Below are 21,252 nucleotides of genomic sequence, written 5' to 3'. Positions count from 1 at the left end.
GACGGCCATGGGCACATTCACCATCCTGCTTGGCGGCGATCTCGTCCGCACGCCTCGGCTCGATCGCCAGATCGAAGGCTCCCGCATCATCGCCGCCGATGCCGGTATCGGCCATGCCGATATGCTTGGCCTCCTGCCGGAGCTCTGGGTCGGAGATTTCGACTCGGTACCGCCAAACCTGCCGGAGAATCTGGCCGCCGTGCCGCGCAAGATTTTCCCGACCGAGAAGGACATGACCGACGGCGAGCTCGCCATTGCCGAGGCGCTGGCGCGCGGCGCCACCAGCCTGGTGCTGGCCGGCGCCTTCGGCGGCAAGCGCGCCGATCATGCATTTCTGCATTTGGCTCTAAGCGTGCGGCTGGCCGAGGCGGGCACGACCGTGCTGCTGACCAGCGGCGCCCAGGAGAGCGTGCCCATCCTGCCGGGCAAAGCCGGCTTCGACTACGCCGAGGGCACGCTGTTCTCGGTGCTCGGCTTCTCCGACCTCGCCGGCCTGACGGTCTCAGGCGCCAAATGGCCGCTGGACGGTGTCGAGGTGGCGTTCGGCTCCTCGCTTACCATATCAAATGAGGTTAAGGGCCGGCTCCATATCGCGCTCGAGCGTGGCCGGGCGCTGCTGCTCGCCCACCCCTATCCTCTTCCCGAAAGCTGACATGGCCCCGCCTCTTCTCAATCTGGATGGCATAAAACTGACGTTTGGCGGCACGCCGCTGCTCGACGGCGCGGTACTGAGCGCCTCCGCCGGCGAGAAGATCGCGCTTGTCGGCCGCAACGGTTCGGGCAAGTCGACGCTGCTCAAGATCGTCGCGGGGCTGATCGAACCGCAGGACGGCGAAGTATTCCGCCAGCCCTCGGCAACGGTGCGCTACCTGCCGCAAATGCCCGATATGGATGGCTTCGCCAGCGTGCGCGCCTATGTCGAAGCCGGCCTCGGGCCGGCCGACGACCCGCATCGCGCCACTTATCTGATGGAGCATCTCGGCCTGACCGGCGAGGAGCGGCCGAACGACCTTTCCGGCGGCGAGGCGCGCCGCGCAGCACTCGCTCGCGTCATGGCGCCGGAGCCCGATATCCTGCTCCTCGACGAGCCGACCAACCATCTCGACCTGTCGGTCATCGAATGGCTGGAAGAAGAGCTTGCCCGCACCTCGTCGGCCGTGATCCTGATCTCGCACGACCGCCGCTTTCTCGAGCGCGTCTCGCGCGCCACCGTCTGGCTCGACCGCGGCCAGACGCGCCGGCTGGACAAGGGGTTCGCGCACTTTGAGGAATGGCGCGACCAGGTGCTTGAAGAGGAAGAGCGCGAACAGCACAAGCTCGGCCGCCAGATCGTGCGCGAGGAGCATTGGCTGCGCTATGGCGTGACCGCCAGGCGCAAGCGCAACATGCGCCGGCTCGGCGAGCTGCAGGCCATGCGCCAGCGTTTTCGCAGCCATCGCGGCGCCGAGGGTTCGGCGACGATGGTGGCAAGCGACGCCGCTGAATCCGGCAAGCTGGTGATCGAAGCCAAAGGCATCGAGAAGAGTTTTGGCGACCTCACCGTGGTCAAGGGCTTTTCGACCCGTATCCAGCGCGGCGACCGTGTCGGCCTTGTCGGGCCGAACGGCGTCGGCAAGACGACGCTTCTCAAGATGCTGACCGGCGAGCTGGCGCCGGATGCCGGCACTGTGCGGCTTGGCGTCAATCTGGAAATCGCAACGCTCGACCAGAAGCGCGAGGCCGTCGACCCGCAGGAGACGCTGGCGAATTACCTGACCGACGGGCGCGGCGAGAACCTTGTGGTCAATGGCGAGCAGCGCCACGTCGTCTCCTATATGAAGGATTTTCTTTTCAAGCCGGAGCAGGCGCGTACGCCGGTGCGCGAGCTTTCGGGCGGCGAGCGGGCGCGGCTGCTGCTGGCCCGGGTGCTGGCGCGGCCGGCGAACCTTTTGGTGCTCGACGAGCCGACCAACGACCTCGACATGGAGACGCTGGAGCTGCTGCAGGAACTGGTCGCCGGCTTTGCCGGAACGGTCGTCCTGGTCAGCCACGATCGCGATTTCCTCGACCGCACAGTCACCAGCGTGATCGCGCCCGACGGCGCCGGACGCTGGATCGAATACGCCGGCGGCTATTCCGACATGCTGGCGCAACGCGGCGGCTCGAAGCTGGAGGAGCGCAAGGCAAGGCCGAAGGCTGAAGCGAACGAAGCGACGGACAGGGCCGAACAGACCAGCGCTAAAAGCCCGGCCAAGAAGCTCTCCTTCAAGCAGAAGTTCGCGCTGGAATCCCTGCCGAAGAAGATCGAGGCGGTGAGCGCGTCCATCTCAAGGCTGGAGAACAATATCGCCGACCCGTCCTTCTACGAGCGCGATCCCGCATCGTTCCAGAAGACCATCGCCGCGCTCGACAAGGAGCGCACCACGCTGGCCTCACTTGAGGAAGAGTGGCTGGAGTTGGAGATGCTGCGCGAGGAGATGGAAGGCTAGCCGCTATCGGCAAGTCTCACAGGCAGGCCTCGCAGATCGCAGCGATATGGCGTCTGTCGGTGCCGCAGCAGCCGCCGAGCACGGCTATCTGGCCGAAGCGGTCGCGCATGGCGCGGTAGCGCCGGCCGAGGTCGACAGGATCGCCTGGATCGAGTTCGGTCGCCGCATCCAGCTCGGCATGGCTTTTGGCGGAGGCGTTGGCCCGCACGCCGCGAATGCGCCTGATCCAGCGTCCGTCGCCGGCAGGGACGGCGTCGAAATGGCTCGGATGTGCGCAGTTGATCATGAAATATGCGGGAGCGCCGTCCGTTTCGCCGTCAACGGTCTCGATGGCGTCTCTCAGGCTCTCCCCCGAAGGCAGGCGTCCATCCGTCTCGACGGTAAACGAAATCACCGACGGGAGCCCCACCGCCATCGCGGCACAGGCTATTCCGGCAGCCTCCTGCGCATAGGTCATCGTAATGGCGCTGACCATATCGGCGCTGGCATCGCGGAATGCCTTGACCTGATCGCCGTGATAGGTCTCGGCCTCGGCGGGCGACATGACTGTGTCAACGCGGTAGCCGTCGCCACGGGGCCCGACCACCCCATTGACCAGCACGGTCATGCCACGCGCAACATAGGGCGCAGCCAGCGCCCGCGCCCATGACACTGCCTGCATGTCTATGCCCGACAATGCGACTTTCGAATAGCCGAGCTTTTCGCCCCAGTCCGGATTGGCGCGCCACGTCGGGGTATCGAGCACGAAGCCGACGCCGTGTTTGTCGGCGATGTCGAGATACTGGCGGAAATAGCGGGCCAACGTCGTCCGCCCCTCCTCCTCGCCAAGAAGCGGAAAGGCGGCGAAGGAGGGCAGATCGAGGCCTTCCAGAAAAACAAGCGAGGTCTCGAGGCCGCCATCGGTCAGGAAAACGGCTTCACCCAGCTCACGAACGTCGATCTTCGCACTGGTCATCGCCGTCTCCGGTCAGACCTGCCGCTTGCGCGACTATAGCATTTGAGGGCGAATTTGCCATGCCGGTCCGGTCGCGAAGGTCGCGCTGGTCCAAGCTATCCATTGCAGCACTCGCGTGATGCGCATATTCTATACGCATGTTGCGGAGGCTATCATGCGCAAGATTGCCGCAAATGCGGTCCGCCAGCCGGCAAATCTATCGATCGATTCACAGCTCATGAAGGAAGCCAAGGGGCTCAACGTGAATGTATCTCGTGCCGCCGAAGCCGGGATCGCAGAAGCCGTGGCAGCCGAGAAAACGCGGCTGTGGAAGCTCGAAAACCGCGCCACCATGGATGCCTGGAACGAGTATGTCGACACGTACGGCGTTCCGCTCAAGGAGCATCGGCAGTTCTGATGGCGCGCTATGACGCCTTTGCCGCCAGCGGCATCGAAGGCGGCTACCTCCTCGAGGTTCAATCCGACCTGCTCGACAATTTCAAGACGCGCGTCGTCGTTCCGCTTTTGCCCCTCGCGTCGGCGCCGCCGCCAATGCGGAAGCTGCATCCGGTCTTCGAAATCAATGGACGCAAGCTGGTCATGGCCACCCATCTGATCGCTACGGTGGCTGCGACGGAACTCGGGGAAAACCGTTTCAACCTCGCGAAGCATCACGACGAGATCGTTGCAGCGCTCGACATGCTGTTTCAGGGCTTCTGAGCCGCTCGGCCTCAACCGGACGTCTTCGTCGCCCAGGCCTTCAGCGCCTCATCAAACACCTTCTCGCCCGGAATGCCCTTTTCCATGGTGAGCAGGGCACGGCGTCCGGTCTTGTAGACCACCGGCACGTCGATCCAGGCCTGCCCCCTGAGCAGCGTCAGGTTGGCGTCCTCGTCGGCCTTGGTGTCGTTGAGGGCGACGAGGAAGAAGCCATCGGCGATCTTGGCCGGGATGCCGATCAGCGGGCTGCCGGCGTCCTGTTCCGAGCTCTTCATGGCGATGCGCAGGATGTTGTCGACACCGCCGCCGTCAAACCCTTCCGGCGTCAGGAAGATCATCTCGATGATGTGGCTGGCCGGCAGCGTCTGGTCGGTATTGCGCCGGATGGTCATGCGCAGCTGGATGTCCTTGCCGGGTATCGTCGCCTCGGCGCGGATCGCCGGCTCCGGCGGCAGGTCGCCGCCCGGCGATTCCTGCACCAGCGACCAGACGATGCTGCCGGGCTCGGCGGTTCCCTGCTGGGTGCTGGTGCGCTCCTCATAGAAGATTGCTTTCTGGCCGACCGGCACGGTCGCTTGGGCCGTCGCAGGCGCAGTCCCGGACGCGGGTGGCGGAGTCGTGCCAGCGGCAGGCGGAGTGGCCGCCGCGGCCGGAGGCGTGGTCCCGGCGGCCGGCGCGGGCGGATTGGCGGCGGCACCGGCGGGCGCCGACGGCGTGGTCCCGGCAGGCGGGCTCGCGGGCGGCGTTTGCGCAGCCTGCGGAGTGTCGGCGGCGGGCGGGGTCGCGGCCGGAGTTGGCGCGGCGGGCGGCGTGCCGGCGGCGGGCGCCGGCGTCATCCCAGGCGCGGCTGGCGGCGGCGTGGTCAGCGCGGCGACGGATTCGCCCTCGCCGATGGTGCTCTGGCCGCCGGCCGGACCAGGATCTACTTCCTTGCCCTCGGGCGTCAGCCGCTGGGTGAATTTCGCTGTTTCGGCCGGTTCATTGGCTGCAGCCGCGTTATTGCCCGCAGCCGGCGGCGCGGCCGCCGTCTCGGCGGTCGGCTTTGTCGGGGCGGCAGGCTTGACCAGAGGCTCGGTCGAGACGGTCTGGCTGCTGCCGCCCTTCAAGCCGAGCATGGAGCTGAACGCATCCTTGTTCAGCCAAACGCCGTACCCGCCGCCGGCCAGCACCAGCAATGCGACAACGGCAGCAATCAACCCGCCATAGCTGCGCTTGCGCGGCGCAGGCCGCAGCCGCTGGAAAGTATCGGCCGGCTGCTCGTCATTGGCAAAGACATCGCTGTCCTCGTCCGGTTCGGCGGCGTTCATCCCGGGCAGGCCGACATCGTCCTCGCGCGGCGAGGGCATGGGCGGCGGTGCCGCGGGCACCTTGTGCCAGCCGCCGGGCTCAGTCTTCGTTGCCCCTTGCCAGCTTGGTTCCGTCTTTGCTGCGCCTTGCCAGCTCGGTTCCGCCTTCACCGGCGCCGGTGCGGGCGCCGTCTTGAAGGGCTCCGGCTTGAAGGACTCCGGCTTGGCAGGTTCGGGCTTCGCCACCGACGGCTGCCGGACGTGGCTCGGCTGGTTCTTGTTGCGGTCGATCGAGGAAAAAATATGTTCCAGCTCCGCCAGGGGATCTTCCGCTGGAGCCGGCTTGGGCGCCGGAGCAGGCTTGGCATACTCGCGCTCGACGCTGGCGACGGCATCTTCGAGCGAACGTTTCTGCTTGCTGATGACCTCGGCCGACAACGGCGGAGAATAGTTCGCGAGTTTCTTCGCCAGCATCTCACGAGCATTCTCGTAAATCCGCTTGCGCAACTCGGGCGAGGGCTCGCTGTGCTTCGCAAGCTGTTTTTTCAGAACACCAACGAAATCTGCCATGCGTCAGTCGACCTGCAATTCTTTCCCGGGCCGGCCGCAAATCAGCCGTAGCGCCTGGAAGCGCTGTGAAACTAGTCTTGAAACGGATCGGTCACAAGTATCGTGTCGTCCCGCTCCGGGCTGGTGGAAAGCAGTGCAACCGGGGCGCCGATCAGCTCCTCGATGTGGCGGACATATTTGACGGCTTGCGCCGGCAGATCGTTCCAGCTCCTGGCGCCGGCCGTCGTTCCCTTCCAGCCTTCGAGCGTCTCATAGACCGGCTCGACGCGCGACTGGGCGCCCTGGCTGGCCGGCAGATAGTCGATCAACTCGCCATCGAGGCGATAGCCGGTGCAGACCTTGATCTCGTCCAGCCCGTCGAGCACGTCGAGCTTGGTGAGCGCGATGCCCTTGATGCCGTTGACGGCCACCGCCTGGCGCACCAGCACGGCGTCGAACCAGCCGCAGCGGCGCTTGCGGCCGGTGACGACGCCGAATTCGTGGCCGCGCGTGCCGAGGAACTCGCCGACCTCATTCTTCTGCTCGGTCGGGAACGGCCCTTCGCCGACGCGCGTCGTATAGGCCTTGGTGATGCCGAGCACATAGCCGATCGCGCCGGGGCCGGTGCCGGAGCCTGCGGCCGCTTGCCCTGCCACGGTGTTGGATGAGGTGACGAAGGGATAGGTGCCGTGGTCGATATCGAGCAGAGTGCCTTGCGCGCCCTCGAACAGGATGCGCGCACCCGCGCGGCGCTTGTCGTCGAGCACCTTCCAGACGCGGTCCATGTAAGGCAGGATCTCGCCGGCCACCGAGGTCAGCTCCTGCATGATCGCCTCCTGGGTCGCTTCCGGATGGCCGAGCCCGCGGCGCAGCGCATTATGATGCGTGAGCAGCCTGTCGACCTTCAGGGGAAGCGTTTCCAAATCCGCCAGATCCATCACCCGCACCGCGCGCCGGCCCACCTTGTCCTCATATGCGGGGCCGATGCCGCGGCGGGTCGTGCCAATCTTGGTTCCGGAATTCGAGGCGGCGTCTTCGCGGAACCCGTCCAACTCCCGGTGCAGCGACAGGATAAGCGCGGTGTTTTCGGCGATTTTCAGGCGTTCGGGCGTCACCTCCACGCCCTGCTCCTTGAGCTTCTTGACTTCCGCGACGAAGGCGTGCGGATCGAAGACCACCCCGTTGCCGATGATCGACAGCTTGCCCTCTCTGACCACGCCGGACGGCAGGAGCGAAAGCTTGTAGACCTTGCCGTCGACGACCAGGGTATGACCTGCATTGTGGCCGCCCTGGAAGCGCACGACCACGTCGGCGCGCTCCGACAGCCAGTCGACGATCTTGCCCTTGCCTTCGTCGCCCCACTGCGAGCCGACGACCACCACATTGGCCATGTTCTTTTCCCTTGAGATGCCGCCTTGGCGGCTTGAAACGACAGGCCTCTATAGCCTCATGTGCAGGCCGATGCGACCCCTTCTTTGTCCCCGAAACCACCCAGGGCACAACAAAGCAGGCACAACAAATTCCGGCTTTCGCATCATTTACTTGGCCTCGCCATCGCAATAGGCCGGCATCCTTCTTCCACCGCGCCTGCCGGTCCAGGATTAAGCAATGCATCGAGCCGCCTATCTGTTCCTGCTCTCCACCATGCTGCTGTGGGGCGGCAATTCCGTGGCCGGCAAGCTTGCCGTCGGCCATGTGTCGCCGATGACGTTGGTTTTCCTGCGCTGGGTGCTGGCGGTGCTGATCATGCTGCCCGTCGGCTGGCGGACGTTTCGCGAGGACTGGCCTGAACTGCGCCGGCATTGGCTGCTGGTCGCCGGGCTCGGCGCCTGCGGCTTCACGATCTTCAACGTCATCTTCTACACGGCGCTGAACTACACGACCGCCATCAATGTCTCGATCGAGCAGGCCGCCATACCGATCGTCATCATCCTTGCCAACTTCGTGCTGTTTAGGCTGCACGTGCAGCGCCTGCAGATCGTCGGCGTCGCGCTCACCATCCTCGGCGTCGCCCTGACCGCTAGCCATGGCGACCTCGGTCAGATGCTGAAGCTCGAGCTCAATTTCGGCGACGCCATCATGCTGGTCGCGGTCCTCTGCTACAGCCTCTATTCGGTGGGGCTGCGCCTGAAGCCGGCCGTCCGCTGGCAAAGCTTCATGCTGGCTCTGTCGCTCGCCGCGCTTTTGACCTCGGTGCCGTTCTTTGTCTGGGAAGTGGCGGCGGGCCGCGTCATCGTCCCGGACGCGCGAGGATGGGCGGTCGCGTTCTACACCGCGCTCGGCGCGTCCGTCGTCTCGCAGATCTTCTACATCAAGGGCAACGAGCTGATCGGCGCCAATCGCGCCGGACTGTTCATCAATCTGGTGCCAATCTTCGGCACCCTGCTTTCGGTGCTGATCGTCGGCGAGCAGTTCCAATTCTATCAGGGTCTTGCGCTTGTGCTCGTGCTCGGAGGCATCGCGCTGGCCGAATACAGCGGCAGCAGAGCCGTTCTGTAGGGGAAATGCCCCGCATGCCGAAGCATGCGGAACATGATCTTTCAGGCGGCGCCGACATCGAAGTGCAGCGGTTTGGCCGAATCGATCGATTGGTGCGCCCGCAGCTGATCGAGCACCCTTTCCGGGAAGGGGGCGTCGAGATAGAGCAGCGCGATCGCATCGCCGCCCGGCCGGTTGCGGCCGAGCTGGAAGTTGGCGATGTTGACGCCGTTCTCGCCGCAGACGGTGCCGAGCAGGCCGATGATGCCGGGCGCGTCGGCATTGGTCGTGTAGAGCATGTGCTGGCCGACCTCGGCATCGAGGTTGATGCCCTTGATCTGGATGAAGCGCGGCTTGCCGTCCGAGAAGCAGGTCCCGGCGATCGAGCGGGTCATGTGCTCGGTCTTGACGGTGAGCTTGATATAGCCGTCGAAGACGCCAGATTTGTCGCGCTTGACCTCGGCGACGATGATGCCGCGCTCCTTCACCATGATCGGCGCCGAGACCATGTTGACGTCGGAGACCTGCGGCCGGATCAGGCCGGCAAGAGTGGCGCTGACCAGCGCACGCGTGTTCATCGTCGCGGTCGAGCCGTCGAACAGGATCTCCACCTCCTTGATCGGATCTTCAGTGACCTGGCCGACAAAGGCGCCGAGCACCTCGGCCAGTTTGACGAAGGGTTTCAGTCGCGGCGCTTCCTCGGCGGTGATCGAGGGCATGTTGATGGCGTTGGAAACGGCGCCCTTGATCAGGTAATCGGCCATCTGCTCGGCCACTTGCAGCGCAACGTTCTCCTGCGCCTCGGTGGTCGAGGCGCCGAGATGCGGGGTTGCCACGACATTCTGCATGCCGAACAGCGGATTGTTCTCCGCCGGCTCGGCCTCGAAAACATCGACGCCGGCGCCGGCCACCTTGCCGCTCTTCAGTGCCGCGACCAGGTCGGCCTCGACGACCAGCCCGCCGCGCGCGCAATTGATGATGCGCACGCCGTCCTTCATCTTGGCGATCGCGGCCGCATCGATGATGTTGCGCGTCTTGTCGGTCAGCGGCGTGTGCAAGGTTATGAAGTCGGCGCGCGCGAAAAGCTCGTCGAGCTCGACCTTCTCGACGCCGAGCTCTTCAGCGCGGCTGTCCGACAGGAACGGATCGAAAGCCACGACATGCATCTTCAGGCCGACGCCGCGCGTCGCGACGATCGAGCCGATATTGCCGCAGCCGATCACGCCCAGCGTCTTGCCGGTGATCTCGACGCCCATGAAGCGGTTCTTCTCCCATTTTCCCGCATGCGTCGAGGCGTTGGCCTCCGGGATTTGGCGCGCCAGCGCGAAGATCATCGCAACGGCATGCTCGGCGGTGGTGATCGAATTGCCGAAGGGCGTGTTCATCACGATGATGCCCTTGCGGCTCGCCGCCGGAATGTCGACATTGTCGACGCCGATGCCGGCGCGGCCGACGACCTTGAGCCTGGTGGCGGCATTGATCAGCTTCTCGGTGACCTTGGTTGCCGAGCGGATGGCGAGGCCGTCATACTGGCCGATCACTTCGAGAAGCTTTTCCTTGTCCTTGCCGAGATCGGGCAGGTAGTCGACCTCGATGCCGCGGTCCTTGAAGATCTGCACGGCGGTGGTTGAAAGTTTATCCGAGACGAGAACGCGGGGCGCCATGGCGGCCTCCTTGAAGAATGGGATTGATCCGTTTGGGATCGGCGGCCCGAAGGCCGCCGCGAATGACTCAGGCGGCCGCTTTCAGCGACGCCTTCTGCATGGCGAAGGCCCAGTCGAGCCAGGGCAGCAGTGCTTCGAGATCGGAGGTCTCGACGGTCGCGCCGCACCAGATGCGCAGGCCGGGGGGCGCATCGCGGTAGGAGCCGATGTCGTAGGCGACACCTTCCCGGTCGAGCGTCGAGACGATACCCTTGGCGAAAGCCGCCTGACCGTCGGCATCGAGCGCCGCCACGTCCGGATCGGTGAAGGACAGGCACACGGAAGTGTTCGAGCGTGTCGCCGGATCGACGGCCAGATGGCCGAGCCACGACGACCTGTCTGCGAACCGGTCCAGCACCGCGGCGTTGGCGTCGGCGCGGGCGATCAGCGCTTCCAGGCCGCCGATCGACTTCGCCCATTGAAGCGCATCGAGATAGTCCTCGACGCACAGCATCGACGGCGTGTTGATGGTCTCGCCCTTGAAGATGCCCTCGATCAGCTTGCCGCCGGAGGTCAGGCGGAAAATCTTCGGCAGCGGCCAGGCGGGCTTGTAGGTCTCCAGCCGCTCGACGGCGCGCGGGCTGAGGATCAGCATGCCGTGCGCGCCCTCGCCGCCCAGCACCTTCTGCCAGGAGAAGGTGACGACGTCGAGTTTGTCGAAGTCGAGCCGCTGCGCGAACGCCGCCGAGGTGGCGTCGCAGATGGTGAGACCCTTGCGGTCGGCCGGAATGAAATCGCCGTTCGGCACGCGCACGCCGGAGGTCGTGCCGTTCCAGGTGAAGACCACGTCGCGGTCGAAATCGATCTGCGTCAGATCCGGCAACACGCCGTAGCCGGCCTCGAACTTGCGCACATCGGCGAGCTTGAGCTGCTTGACGACATCGGTCACCCAACCGGAACCGAAACTTTCCCAGGCGGCCAGGTCGACACCGCGCTCGCCAAGCAGTGACCACAGTGCCATCTCGACCGCGCCGGTATCGGATGCCGGCACGATGCCGATCCGGTAGCCGGCCGGGACCTTGAGGATTTCGCGCGTCAGCTCGATCGCCTGCTCGAGCTTGCCCTTGCCGATTTTGGCGCGGTGGGAGCGTCCGAGCGCAGCAGCTTTCAGCGCCTCGACCGACCAGCCGGGGCGTTTTGCACAGGGACCTGAGGAGAAATTGGGATTTGCCGGACGGAGTCCGGGCTTGGTAAGCGTCGTCATCGTGGTCTATCCTTCCAGATAGTGGCCCCTCGTTGGGGAGGGGTGGCCCACGGACGGCGATATGCTTTCAGGCTTTCGGCGTCAAGAGCAAAGTTTTTGTCGCTGCCGGGATATTTGTCTCACGGCACCACGCGCTGGAAACGAAAAGAACGGCGGACCGCTCGATCCGCCGGCGGCAATTTCCGAGTTCCCTCGCTCACCAAAGATCGTAGCGCAGCCCGAGCTTGACCGTCTGATAGTCAATGCCCTTGCGGATATTGAAAGCGCCACCATCATAGGCGACGTATTTCGCCGCTGGGACGGAAAAGTATTCGTAGCCGAGATCGACCGAAACGTTCTTCGTGACCTGGTAAGAGAGCCCTGCGCCGATGGAATAGGCCAGATTGAACTTTGCCGCAGTATCGGTCTGCCCTTCATAGCCGGCCGGATCGTCGCAGAAAAATCCGCCGGTGCCGGCGCTGTTCGTAGGAACCTCCACGCAGTCGCGCGCGCCGATGCTTCTGTAGTATTTGTTGTAGGCGAGCCCGATGCCGCCGCCGATATAGGGCGTGAGCCCGACATAGGTGCCCAGGTCTACATAGCCATTGGCCATGATGCTGTAGCCCTTGTTGGAAGCGTTGTCGGAAAGGTCGCAGGCCTGGCTGGTCGCAACGGAATTGATCGTTCCGAAACCGTCGTCCACAAGCGTGTGCCCGTCGCAGGTGGCTCCCAGTCTGTCATGGGCGGCGAATTTGTCGGTCGGCAGGATTCCACCGTTCAACTCGACCCGGAGGTAGTCGTTGACGTGATAGCCCATGCCGATGCTGCCGCTGAACAAGCTGGACTCATCGCTGAAGCTGTTGAGCGGTCCCGACGAGGTTTCCTCATGCTTGAACGGGTGGCTGAAAGCGTAGCCGACGTCGCCGCGGAGGTACCAGCCGGAGCCTACCTCGACCGGCTGATAGTCCGGCGCCTGATCGACATAGATCGGCGGATCGTAGTCGGCCGACACCGCCTGTGTCGCCGGCATCAGCACGATTGCGGCGAGCGCCAGTGCGATACGCGATTTTGATGTCATGGTCCCCGGCTCCTGAGATTGGCACCAGTCGCGAACGCGAGCACAGCTGCCGTTTCAGGAGCATTGTTAACCATAGTGGTTAAGTGCCGGTTAAGGATAACAGGGGGTTACCGAATTGATTTCGATGCTGTTTTACCGGCCACCCACAAAAGAAAATCGCCCGGCTGACGCCGGGCGATCGGTAAAATTCCAGGATCTTCGAAGCGACTACTTGGTGTAGATCGGCTCCGGCTCCGGCTGGTAGGCCACCGGTGTAGTGCACCCATTGTTGCCGCCGAATTGGTAGCGCAGACCGCCGCGCACCTCATGCGTGTTGATGCCGTGGTCGAACCCCGGCCCGGAACTCGTCGAATCGAACTCGAACATGCGCCCGCCCTGGATGTGAGTGAAGCGGTAGCCTGCGTCGAGGATCACCCTGTCGGTCAGGCAGTAGGAAGCGCCGGCCATGAGCGCATAGGCGAAGCGCCAGTTAGACGAACCCGGGTTGGTTTCGGTGGTATTCGGATCGTGGACCGTGTCCCACTTGACGTGCGCGCCGCCGATGCCGGCGCCGACGTAAGGCGTGATGCCGTGATAGGTGCCGATGTCGACATAGGCATTGGCCAACAGCAGCAGCGCGCTCATCCTCGACACCTCGGTGGATGTCGTTACGAGGTCCGAGGTCTGGCCGTTGAAGTCCGACTTGAACCAATAGTCGGCCGTCAGATCGGTTCGGAAGTAATCGTTGATCTTGTAGCCGACGCCGCCGCCGAGCGAGAAGCCGCCCTTCAGCTTGCCGAAATCGAAATCGTTAGTGCCGGGCGGTGGCCCGTATGTAATGTAGTCGATGCCGCGCAAGGTCGACTTGTGGTAGTCGATGTCGCCGCGAATATACCAGCCGCCGACGTCGATCGGCTGAGCCTCGACCACCGGCGGCGGAGCTTCCTCCACCGGCGGTGGTTCCCCCAGGTCGGCGGCGAGGGCCGGTCCGGCCACTCCCGCCAACAGCGCGGCAAACAGTGCCATTCTTGCGGTATCGAACATGCTGTCACCCCTAAGAAGCCTCGGGACGACATCGCCCGAAGATGAACCTCGGCGTGGATAATGAATTGCAAAGGTTAAAAGCCGTTTAACCGTACCGATTAACCACGAATCCCTACAATTTTAGAGGGTATTCCCGTTGTCCGGGGGTGTTGTGCGCGCGCGAAAAAGCCCGCCTGGCGGCGGGCTTGCAGATGCGATCGTCCGCTTTGCGGCGGCGATCAGGCGGCGCTGCGGGTATCCGAGATGATGCCGACGATCTCGTTGACGACGGCCTCGACCAGCTGCGGATCGTCGCCTTCGGCCATGACGCGGATGAGCGGCTCGGTGCCGGACGGTCGGATAACGAGGCGGCCGGCCTTGCCCAGGCGGTTGCGCCCTTCCTCGATGGCTGCCTTGACCGGCGCCTCCTCCAGCGGCTTGCCGCCGGAGATGCGGACGTTCTTCAGAAGCTGAGGCACCGGCTCGAACTTTTTCGACAGCTCGCTGACCGGCCGGTTCTGCCGCTTGATGCAGGCCAGCACCTGCAGCGCCGAAACCAGGCCGTCGCCGGTGGTCGAGAAATCGGACAGCACGATATGGCCGGACTGCTCCCCGCCGACATTGAGGCCGTGCGCGCGCATGTGCTCGACGACATAGCGGTCGCCGACCTTGGTGCGGTGCAGCTGCAGCTTCATGTCGCCAAGGAAACGCTCGAGACCGAGATTGGACATCACCGTCGAGACGACGCCGCCGCCGGCCAGCCGCCCGCTCTGGTGCCAGGACTCGGCGATCAGCGCCATGATCTGGTCGCCGTCGACGATGGCGCCGTTCTCGTCGACGATGACCACACGGTCGGCGTCGCCGTCGAGCGCGATGCCGATATCGGCGCGCACCTCGTGCACCTTCTTCTGCAGGCCGGCCGGATGGGTCGAGCCGCACTCCTTGTTGATGTTGAAGCCGTTCGGCTCGACATTGATGGCGACTACCTCGGCGCCGAGCTCCCACAGCGCCTCCGGCGCCACCTTGTAGGAGGCGCCGTTCGCGCAATCGACGACGATCCGAAGCCCGGAAAGCGACATCGAGCGCGGCAGCGTGCGCTTGGCGAATTCGATATAGCGGTCGTGGACGCCGTCGACGCGCTTGGCGCGCCCCAGCCCGTCGGAATCGGCAAGCGACAACTCGATGTCCTTGTCGAGCATGCCTTCGATGCGCTCCTCGATCTCGTCGGAGAGCTTATAGCCGTCGGGGCCGAACAGCTTGATGCCGTTGTCGTAATAAGGGTTATGCGAGGCCGAGATCATCACCCCGATGTCGGCGCGCAGCGAGCGCACCAGCATGGCGACCGCCGGTGTCGGAATCGGCCCGAGCAGGAACACGTCCATGCCGGCGGCGCACAGGCCTGACACCATCGCGTTCTCGATCATGTAGCCGGAAAGCCGCGTGTCCTTGCCGAGCACGACGCGGTGCCGATGGTTGCCCCGCTGGAAAGAGAGGCCGGCGGCCATACCCACCCGCATGGCCACCTCGGCCGTCATGGGAAACTTGTTGGCGCGTCCGCGAATGCCGTCGGTGCCGAAATACTGCCCTGCCATACCTGCCAAAGTCCCCGTCGGTTTCAGCCGTCCGTATTGCCACAATTGGGCCGCATCCGATCATCACGTTTCGTGATTATATATTACCATTCCTTAGAAAATCATTGTCGCGGACGGGTCAAGTGATTCGGCGGCCTGCCACGACCTCTCGTTGTAACGGGAATATAATAGCCCGAATAGCTTTTCCGCCCGACATGGTTGGAAAAACCTTATTTGCTCGAACCGAGCGCCAGCAATTTAGCACCCTGTCGGCAGGAACACACTTTGTGAGGGCATCCGCGCGGGAAGCATCTGGCGCAGCCCGAAGTTGAGAGCTATTGATTTGGTATAGAGACCATTTGGCGCAGCAAGGGAGAAAAACGCCATGCTTATTCATAGACTTGCAACATTGACGGGCATCGCCGTCGCAACCCTGTTCCTGGCGGCGCCGGCCAACGCCCTGACCATGGCCGAGTGCAGCACCAAGTACAACGCAGCCAAGGACGCCGGAACGCTCAACGGCCAGACCTGGAACCAGTTCCGCAAGGCCCAGTGCGGCAGCGACGCTTCCGCCGCGACCGACACCAAGGCGGCGACCGAGACCAAGTCTGCGACCGAGACCAAGGCTGACACCAAGAAGGCAAAGTCGGCAGCTGCCTCGGACGACACAGCCAAGGGCCTGACCGCAAAGGAATGCAGCACCAAGTATCAGGCCGCGAAGGCGGCCGGCACGCTGAACGGCATGAAGTGGAACGATTTCCGCAAGGCTGAATGCGGCCCCGGCGCCACTGCCGCGGCGGCCGCCAAACCTGCCGCCAGCAAGACTTCCACCGCTGCCGCTGACGGTGGTTCGGCCAAGGGTCTGACCATGGCCGAATGCAGCAGCAAGTACCAGGCTGCCAAGACCGCCAACAAGCTCAACGGCATGAAGTGGAACGACTTCCGCAAGACCGAATGCGGCGCCGGCGACGACGACGACACCGTGCCGGCTCCGACCGAGGCGACTTTCACCAAGGAACCGGCAAAGCCCAGCGTGGCTGCGCCGAAGGGCGTGACCTTCCCGACCGCCATCTCGCCGAAATTCGCCAACGAGACGCCGGCCAAGGCCCGCATGCACACCTGCCTCGAGCAGTACTATGCCAACAAGGACGCCAACACGCTGAACGGCCTGCGGTGGATCCAGAAGGGCGGCGGCTTCTACAGCCTCTGCAACGCCAAGCTGAAGAGCTGATCGCTCAGCGCTTACCTCCAAGACAAAAGCCCGCGCATCGCGAGATGCGCGGGCTTTTTCGTTGGACGCGCTTAAAGAGGCATATCGGCGCCGCAAAAGAACTCCCGCCGGCGAAGCTACCAATCTCCCCCTATATGGACTGAGGACATCGCGAACAGGTGTGCGAAGGCATCGCGAACAGTTTCGTGCGTTTTGCGCCGGAGGTTTGGGGTGCCATGCGAGGCCAGAAGCGTGATGAGCCAGAAGGAAGATTGGCGCTTGCGCCGGACGCCGATCTTGCAGGTGCGGTCCGCGAGCGACTCGCCAATCGTCTGTGACCTCCCAAACAAAAACGCCGCGGTCTGAGCCGCGGCGTCGTTTTTTTATGTTTCGTTTTCGATCGAGCCTTAGCCCTGCGGCTGCGGCTCCATGCCGCCTTCGGGCTCGGGGCCCTTCTTGCGACGGCCGCCGGTGCCGGCTTTCGGCACAGCCGAGCCGCGGCTGGGCGGCGTGTCGTCGCCAAGGTCGCGGGCGGGCTTGTGGCCGGCGATCAGCTGCTTGATCTCCTCGCCGGTCAGGGTCTCGTATTCGAGCAGCCCTTCGGCCAGCGCGATCCAGTCCTTCTTCTTCTTGGTCAGCACGGTCTTGGCGGTGGAATAGGCATCGTCGATCAGCCGGCGCACCTCGGCGTCGATGATCTGCGCGGTCTCTTCCGAGATGTTCTGCTGGCGCGCCACCGAATGGCCGAGGAAGACCTCTTCCTGGTTGTCGCCATAGGCGACATGGCCGAGCTTATCGGAGAAGCCCCAGCGCGTGACCATGGCGCGCGCCAGCTTGGTCGCCTGCTCGATGTCGGAGGAGGCGCCGGAGGTGATGTTCTCCTTGCCGAACTTGAACTCCTCGGCGACGCGGCCGCCCATCATGATCGCCAGCCTCGAGATCATGTATTTGTAGCTCATCGAATAGCGGTCGCCTTCCGGCAGCTGCATGACCATGCCGAGCGCGCGGCCGCGCGGGATGATGGTCGCCTTGTGCAGCGGATCGGCCGTCGGCACGTTGAGCGCCAGGATGGCGTGGCCTGCCTCGTGATAGGCGGTCAGCTCCTTCTCGGCCTGCGTCATCGCCGACGAGCGGCGCTCGGCGCCCATCATGATCTTGTCCTTGGCGTCCTCGAACTCGGCCATGGTGACGAGCCGCTTGTTGCGACGCGCCGCCATCAGCGCGGATTCGTTGACCAGGTTCATCAGGTCGGCGCCGGAGAAGCCGGGCGTGCCGCGCGCGATGACCTTGAGGTCGACATTGGGCGCCAGCGGCACGTTGCGCACATGCACCTTGAGGATCTTCTCGCGGCCGACGATGTCGGGGTTCGGCACCACCACCTGGCGGTCGAAGCGGCCCGGCCTTAGCAGCGCCGGGTCGAGCACGTCGGGCCGGTTGGTGGCGGCGATCAGGATGATGCTTTCGTTCGACTCGAAGCCGTCCATCTCGACCAGCAGCTGGTTCAGCGTCTGCTCGCGCTCGTCATTGCCGCCGCCGAGGCCGGCGCCGCGATGGCGGCCGACGGCGTCGATTTCGTCGATGAAGATGATGCAGGGGGCGTTCTTCTTGGCCTGGTCGAACATGTCGCGCACCCGGCTTGCGCCGACGCCGACGAACATCTCGACGAAATCCGAGCCGGAGATGGTGAAGAACGGCACATTGGCCTCGCCTGCGACGGAGCGGGCGAGCAGCGTCTTGCCGGTTCCGGGAGGGCCGACCAGCAGCACGCCGCGCGGGATCTTGCCGCCGAGCCGCTGGAACTTCTGCGGATCGCGCAGGAACTCGACGATCTCCTCCAGGTCCTCCTTGGCCTCGTCGACGCCGGCGACGTCCTGGAAGGTGACGCGGCCATGCGCCTCGGTGAGCAACTTCGCCTTCGACTTGCCGAAGCCCATGGCGCGGCCGGAGCCGGACTGCATCTGGCGCATGAAGAATATCCACACGCCGAGGATCAGGATCATCGGCAGCCACGAGATCAGATAGCCGAACAGCGAGTTCGAACCGTCGCTTTCAGGCCGCGCGTTGATGGTGACGTTCTTGTCCTGCAGCCTGGAGACCAGCGACGGATCGCCCGGCGAATAGGTCTGGAAGCCGTTGGCGTTGTCCGTGTAGTTGCCCGAGATACGGGCGCCGGCGATCGTCACGCTCTTGACCCGGCCGGAAGAGACATCCTGCAGGAACTGCGAATAGGCAATCTCGCTCGAAGCGCCGCGCGTCTGCGGCGTCTGGAAAAGATTGAACAAGGCGATGAGCAGGACCGCTATGATCGCCCAGAGCGCGAGGTTGCGATAGTTCGGATTCATCTATTGTCCTGTTGGCGTCCGCGCGCGGACCCACGATGGTGATTGGAGGCTTGGGCCTAACATAGGGAGAGCGTCTCCCCTTGCCAAGCAGAACAGCATGCCTCGGTTAAGCTTTCGCCCATGCTCCGCCGCGATCATGGCCGCGAAAAGGCGAGGGCGGCAGCGGCGGCGCGCCGATCAGCGCGGCGACGGCGGCAGCGGGCCGGAGATCGAAGGACGGCAGGAAGCGGGTGAAGGGCGACACCGCAGGAACGATCGCCGTCGCCGGCGGCGCGGCTTCACCGCCAGCCAAATCAAGGCGTTCGCCGCCGCGCCACAGCGCGGGCTCGGCGGCCAGCGCCTTGCGCAGCAAGCTCGCCGGAACGTCGCCTTCCGGGGTAAATCGCTTGGCGGCGCCGGGACCTGCTGGCGCGATCACCAACCCGCTCGGCCTGTCGCTCAATGTGATCCTCCGCCGACCGTCCCATAGGGCCTGCTCAGCAGCCGGAACCGCGGGCAGATTGCGGGCCTCGCGGTGGAGGAAGATGCCGGTGCGGCGCGCGTCGACCACCGTCCGCGACAATGTGGCGCAAAGCGTCCCCGACCGCAGATGCTCGAACAGCGCCCGGCAACGCGCCTCGTCGACAAGGAACGTGACGCCGCCGACCGTGGCGAGCAGGATGCGAAATGCATAGACGGCGGCTTCGCTATCCTCACCACTTGCGAAATCGCGATCGAGGCGGATGAGCCCCGGAGCCGGCTGGCTAGCGAAGGCGCCGATCAGCGCCGCCGCACGCTGGCCGAGCTTCTCGCGCTCGGCGGCTGCCTGTCCGGCCTTCGCGATTGCTTCCTTGAAACGCGCCTCGCCGTCTCTGCCTGCAAGCGAGATGCGGAGGCGCGGCCGCTCGAAGCGCCGGTCGACATTGGTCGGATCCTCGGTCCAGCCGATGCCGCGACGCTCCAGCATCTCGCGCAATGCCGCGCGGCGCGTGGCGAGCAGCGGGCGGGCGATCCAGACCCGCCAATCGTAGAGCGTGGCGGGCGCCATGCCGGCGAGCCCGCGGCCGTCGCGTGGATCCTCGTCGCGGGCCTCCTCTTCACGAACTTGCCGCATCAGCACGGTCTCGGCCTGGTCGTCGGCGGTATGTCCGGTCACCACCGTGCGGATGCCTTCCCCTTCGGCTGCCTCGGCCAGCAGCCGGTAGCGCGCCTCGCGCGCGGCGGCCGGCAAGCCGGTCGATGGCTTGCGGCCGGACCAGACGAGCGTGCGATGCGCGATGCCGTGCTCGGCGCAAAGCCGGGCGACAGCTTGCGCTTCGGCTGCCGAGCTTGGTCTGAGGTCATGATCGATCGTCACCGCAAGCAGCCTTGCCGCGGGCAGGGTACGGTCGAGGTGGTGCTTGAGCAGATGGAGAAGGGCGGTCGAGTCGCTGCCGCCGGACACGGCCGCAACGGCGCCGTGGGAGAAGTCGAAGTCTTGGAAAAGGCGATCCGAAAGGTCAGTCTCGGTATCGAACATCACTGCGCGTCGTCCAAAAGCGGTCCCGATTCTGGGACAACGACACGCAAGCTAGCACGAGGCCAGCGCCTTTTCCTGCTTGATGCGTTCCTTCAGCGTGCCGGAAACATCCGAGTAGCGCTTGCCGATCTCGTTGAAAGTGGCGCAGGCCACGTCGTTCTGCTTGAGGCCGACCAGCGATACGCCGAGCTTGAGCAGCATGTCGGGCGCCTTCTTGGCCTTCGGATAATCCTTGCTGGCGGCCAGGAAAACCTCCGCCGCGTCGCGATATTTCTGCTGGCCAAGCAGGGATTCGCCCAGCCAGTAATGCGCGTCCGCCGCCTTGGCGTCCTTGGGAAAGCGCGAGATATGGTCACGGAAACCCTGCTCGGCGGTGGGATAGTCGCCCGACAGGATGAACTGGTAGGAGTTGCGGTAGAGCTCGTCCGGATTGTTGGTCGAGGGCAGCGAGGCCATGACCGTGCCGCCGGACTTGCTTTTGCCAGGCTTGCCGCCGGTCTCGGCGGCAGGCGCGTTTGCCGTAGCCGCGGGAGCTTCCGTCTGCGAGCCCGCCTGCGGGGCGGGGTCGGCATTGACGACATTGCCGTTCTTGTCGACGGTAATGGTGCCGAAGGTCTTCGGCGGCGCGCCGGTGATCAACTTGCCCGGGTCGCCGGTCTGAGACTCGACGATGACGTCGCCGACGCTCTTGCCGCCGCCGTCCTGCGGAGCCGTGCCGGGCGCAGCTTGCGTCGCCGGAGCCGTTGCGACGTTGGTGTCGGTGCCGCTGTCGCCGGCGCCAGCATCGCCCATATTCGTGTTGCCGCTGCTGCCGTCCTGCGGCGCGGTCTCCGACTTCTTCTGGCCCGTTGGCTTCGCGCCCTGCGAGCCGCCTTCGAGCTGCTGGAAGCGGAACTCGTTGTCCTCCTGCTGCTTGCGCATCTGCTCCTGCATTTGCAGGATCTGGAAATTGAGTTCCTCAAGCTTGCCGTTCATCTGGCGGATCTGATCCTCCAGACCGGTCATGCCGGCGCCGTCCTGCTGGGCGACTTGCGCCTGCTCGGTCTTCTTTTTGTCGCCGAAAATGCCCAACGTCGGCAGATGGAAAGTAAACCCGCTGTCCGAGGATTGCCCGCTGTCCGCCGGTGCGGCGATACCTGCGATGCTTGATACGAGCAGCAGCGCAAGCGTGCCGCTCAGGACCGTTCTGAAATGCATTATGTCTCTCGCCGTGAAATCTGTTGGCCCGAT

The 21,252-nt window shown here is 64.6% G+C and carries 17 protein-coding genes; 6 read left to right on the top strand and 11 right to left on the bottom strand.

Annotation, left to right across the window (positions count from 1 at the left end):
* Positions 1–7: 7 nt before the first annotated feature.
* Both CK215_RS11470 and CK215_RS11465 read left to right on the top strand, forming a co-directional pair.
* Positions 8–652 (top strand): thiamine diphosphokinase, encoded by a 645-nt coding sequence (locus CK215_RS11470; RefSeq protein WP_095830993.1) that lies wholly within the window; start codon positions 8–10, stop codon positions 650–652.
* A 1-nt stretch (position 653) separates the two neighbouring features.
* Complete coding sequence (locus CK215_RS11465) at positions 654–2,468, top strand: ABC-F family ATP-binding cassette domain-containing protein (RefSeq protein ID WP_095830992.1); 1,815 nt, start codon at positions 654–656, stop codon at positions 2,466–2,468.
* Between the two features lie 16 nt (positions 2,469–2,484).
* On the opposite strand, the gene CK215_RS11460 is transcribed toward CK215_RS11465, so the two are convergent.
* Positions 2,485–3,423: a homocysteine S-methyltransferase family protein gene (locus tag CK215_RS11460; protein ID WP_095830991.1), complete on the bottom strand. Its 939-nt coding sequence runs from the start codon at positions 3,421–3,423 to the stop codon at positions 2,485–2,487.
* Between the two features lie 154 nt (positions 3,424–3,577).
* On the opposite strand from CK215_RS11460, the gene CK215_RS11455 reads away from it, so the two are divergent.
* Together CK215_RS11455 and CK215_RS11450 are read left to right on the top strand one after the other, a co-directional pair.
* Positions 3,578–3,820, top strand: a complete 243-nt coding sequence (locus CK215_RS11455; protein ID WP_067002201.1) for a type II toxin-antitoxin system CcdA family antitoxin — start codon at positions 3,578–3,580, stop codon at positions 3,818–3,820.
* Complete coding sequence (locus CK215_RS11450) at positions 3,820–4,122, top strand: CcdB family protein (protein ID WP_067001839.1); 303 nt, start codon at positions 3,820–3,822, stop codon at positions 4,120–4,122. The genes CK215_RS11455 and CK215_RS11450 overlap by 1 nt, the downstream gene beginning before the upstream one ends.
* Positions 4,123–4,133: 11 nt before the next feature.
* On the opposite strand, the gene CK215_RS11445 is transcribed toward CK215_RS11450, so the two are convergent.
* Both CK215_RS11445 and CK215_RS11440 read right to left on the bottom strand, forming a co-directional pair.
* Complete coding sequence (locus CK215_RS11445) at positions 4,134–5,978, bottom strand: hypothetical protein (RefSeq protein ID WP_095830990.1); 1,845 nt, start codon at positions 5,976–5,978, stop codon at positions 4,134–4,136.
* 71 nt (positions 5,979–6,049) lie between these two features.
* On the bottom strand, positions 6,050–7,348 hold the full coding sequence (locus CK215_RS11440; RefSeq protein WP_095782560.1) for an adenylosuccinate synthase: 1,299 nt from the start codon (positions 7,346–7,348) through the stop codon (positions 6,050–6,052).
* Between the two features lie 217 nt (positions 7,349–7,565).
* Here CK215_RS11440 and CK215_RS11435 point away from each other — a divergent pair, with 217 nt between their 5' ends.
* Complete coding sequence (locus CK215_RS11435; RefSeq protein WP_095830989.1) at positions 7,566–8,456, top strand: DMT family transporter; 891 nt, start codon at positions 7,566–7,568, stop codon at positions 8,454–8,456.
* A 41-nt stretch (positions 8,457–8,497) separates the two neighbouring features.
* Here CK215_RS11435 and serA read toward each other — a convergent pair whose 3' ends face one another.
* From serA to glmM, 5 genes are all read right to left on the bottom strand, one after another.
* Positions 8,498–10,099, bottom strand: coding sequence for a phosphoglycerate dehydrogenase (gene serA / locus CK215_RS11430; RefSeq protein WP_067001828.1), 1,602 nt, complete (start codon positions 10,097–10,099; stop codon positions 8,498–8,500).
* Between the two features lie 67 nt (positions 10,100–10,166).
* A complete protein-coding gene (locus CK215_RS11425; protein WP_095830988.1) occupies positions 10,167–11,342 on the bottom strand; it encodes a phosphoserine transaminase in 1,176 nt (391 codons plus the stop codon).
* A 196-nt stretch (positions 11,343–11,538) separates the two neighbouring features.
* Positions 11,539–12,399: an outer membrane protein gene (locus CK215_RS11420; protein ID WP_067319444.1), complete on the bottom strand. Its 861-nt coding sequence runs from the start codon at positions 12,397–12,399 to the stop codon at positions 11,539–11,541.
* 207 nt (positions 12,400–12,606) lie between these two features.
* The gene (locus CK215_RS11415) at positions 12,607–13,422 is read right to left on the bottom strand and encodes an outer membrane protein (protein ID WP_067001819.1); all 816 of its coding nucleotides are present in this window, start codon (positions 13,420–13,422) and stop codon (positions 12,607–12,609) included.
* Between the two features lie 218 nt (positions 13,423–13,640).
* Positions 13,641–14,993, bottom strand: a complete 1,353-nt coding sequence (gene glmM / locus CK215_RS11410) for a phosphoglucosamine mutase (RefSeq protein ID WP_067001816.1) — start codon at positions 14,991–14,993, stop codon at positions 13,641–13,643.
* A gap of 364 nt (positions 14,994–15,357) precedes the next feature.
* On the opposite strand from glmM, the gene CK215_RS11405 reads away from it, so the two are divergent.
* Positions 15,358–16,203: a hypothetical protein gene (locus CK215_RS11405; protein WP_095830987.1), complete on the top strand. Its 846-nt coding sequence runs from the start codon at positions 15,358–15,360 to the stop codon at positions 16,201–16,203.
* Between the two features lie 386 nt (positions 16,204–16,589).
* Here CK215_RS11405 and ftsH read toward each other — a convergent pair whose 3' ends face one another.
* The 3 genes from ftsH to ybgF all read right to left on the bottom strand — a co-directional run bounded on the left by ftsH (position 16,590) and on the right by ybgF (position 21,219).
* On the bottom strand, positions 16,590–18,524 hold the full coding sequence (gene ftsH / locus CK215_RS11400; protein ID WP_067001810.1) for an ATP-dependent zinc metalloprotease FtsH: 1,935 nt from the start codon (positions 18,522–18,524) through the stop codon (positions 16,590–16,592).
* A 106-nt stretch (positions 18,525–18,630) separates the two neighbouring features.
* On the bottom strand, positions 18,631–20,022 hold the full coding sequence (gene tilS / locus CK215_RS11395; protein ID WP_095830986.1) for a tRNA lysidine(34) synthetase TilS: 1,392 nt from the start codon (positions 20,020–20,022) through the stop codon (positions 18,631–18,633).
* Positions 20,023–20,073: 51 nt separating this feature from the next.
* Positions 20,074–21,219 (bottom strand): tol-pal system protein YbgF, encoded by a 1,146-nt coding sequence (gene ybgF / locus CK215_RS11390; protein WP_095830985.1) that lies wholly within the window; start codon positions 21,217–21,219, stop codon positions 20,074–20,076.
* Between the last annotated feature and the right edge of the window lie 33 nt (positions 21,220–21,252).

The organism is Mesorhizobium sp. WSM3864, assembly GCF_002294955.1.
Lineage (GTDB): Bacteria > Pseudomonadota > Alphaproteobacteria > Rhizobiales > Rhizobiaceae > Mesorhizobium.
Note: the sequence above shows the minus strand (reverse complement) of the source record. Positions and strands in the feature narration are given on the sequence as shown.

Bases quoted from the DNA above. Each gene is read 5' to 3' on its own strand.
- CK215_RS11470 (WP_095830993.1), top strand. From the start codon at position 8: ATGGGCACATTCACCATCCTGCTTGGCGGCGATCTCGTCCGCACGCCT.
- CK215_RS11465 (WP_095830992.1), top strand. From the start codon at position 654: ATGGCCCCGCCTCTTCTCAATCTGGATGGCATAAAACTGACGTTTGGC.
- CK215_RS11460 (WP_095830991.1), bottom strand. From the start codon at position 3,423: ATGACCAGTGCGAAGATCGACGTTCGTGAGCTGGGTGAAGCCGTTTTC.
- CK215_RS11455 (WP_067002201.1), top strand. From the start codon at position 3,578: ATGCGCAAGATTGCCGCAAATGCGGTCCGCCAGCCGGCAAATCTATCG.
- CK215_RS11450 (WP_067001839.1), top strand. From the start codon at position 3,820: ATGGCGCGCTATGACGCCTTTGCCGCCAGCGGCATCGAAGGCGGCTAC.
- CK215_RS11445 (WP_095830990.1), bottom strand. From the start codon at position 5,978: ATGGCAGATTTCGTTGGTGTTCTGAAAAAACAGCTTGCGAAGCACAGC.
- CK215_RS11440 (WP_095782560.1), bottom strand. From the start codon at position 7,348: ATGGCCAATGTGGTGGTCGTCGGCTCGCAGTGGGGCGACGAAGGCAAG.
- CK215_RS11435 (WP_095830989.1), top strand. From the start codon at position 7,566: ATGCATCGAGCCGCCTATCTGTTCCTGCTCTCCACCATGCTGCTGTGG.
- serA (WP_067001828.1), bottom strand. From the start codon at position 10,099: ATGGCGCCCCGCGTTCTCGTCTCGGATAAACTTTCAACCACCGCCGTG.
- CK215_RS11425 (WP_095830988.1), bottom strand. From the start codon at position 11,342: ATGACGACGCTTACCAAGCCCGGACTCCGTCCGGCAAATCCCAATTTC.
- CK215_RS11420 (WP_067319444.1), bottom strand. From the start codon at position 12,399: ATGACATCAAAATCGCGTATCGCACTGGCGCTCGCCGCAATCGTGCTG.
- CK215_RS11415 (WP_067001819.1), bottom strand. From the start codon at position 13,422: ATGTTCGATACCGCAAGAATGGCACTGTTTGCCGCGCTGTTGGCGGGA.
- glmM (WP_067001816.1), bottom strand. From the start codon at position 14,993: ATGGCAGGGCAGTATTTCGGCACCGACGGCATTCGCGGACGCGCCAAC.
- CK215_RS11405 (WP_095830987.1), top strand. From the start codon at position 15,358: ATGCTTATTCATAGACTTGCAACATTGACGGGCATCGCCGTCGCAACC.
- ftsH (WP_067001810.1), bottom strand. From the start codon at position 18,524: ATGAATCCGAACTATCGCAACCTCGCGCTCTGGGCGATCATAGCGGTC.
- tilS (WP_095830986.1), bottom strand. From the start codon at position 20,022: ATGTTCGATACCGAGACTGACCTTTCGGATCGCCTTTTCCAAGACTTC.
- ybgF (WP_095830985.1), bottom strand. From the start codon at position 21,219: ATGCATTTCAGAACGGTCCTGAGCGGCACGCTTGCGCTGCTGCTCGTA.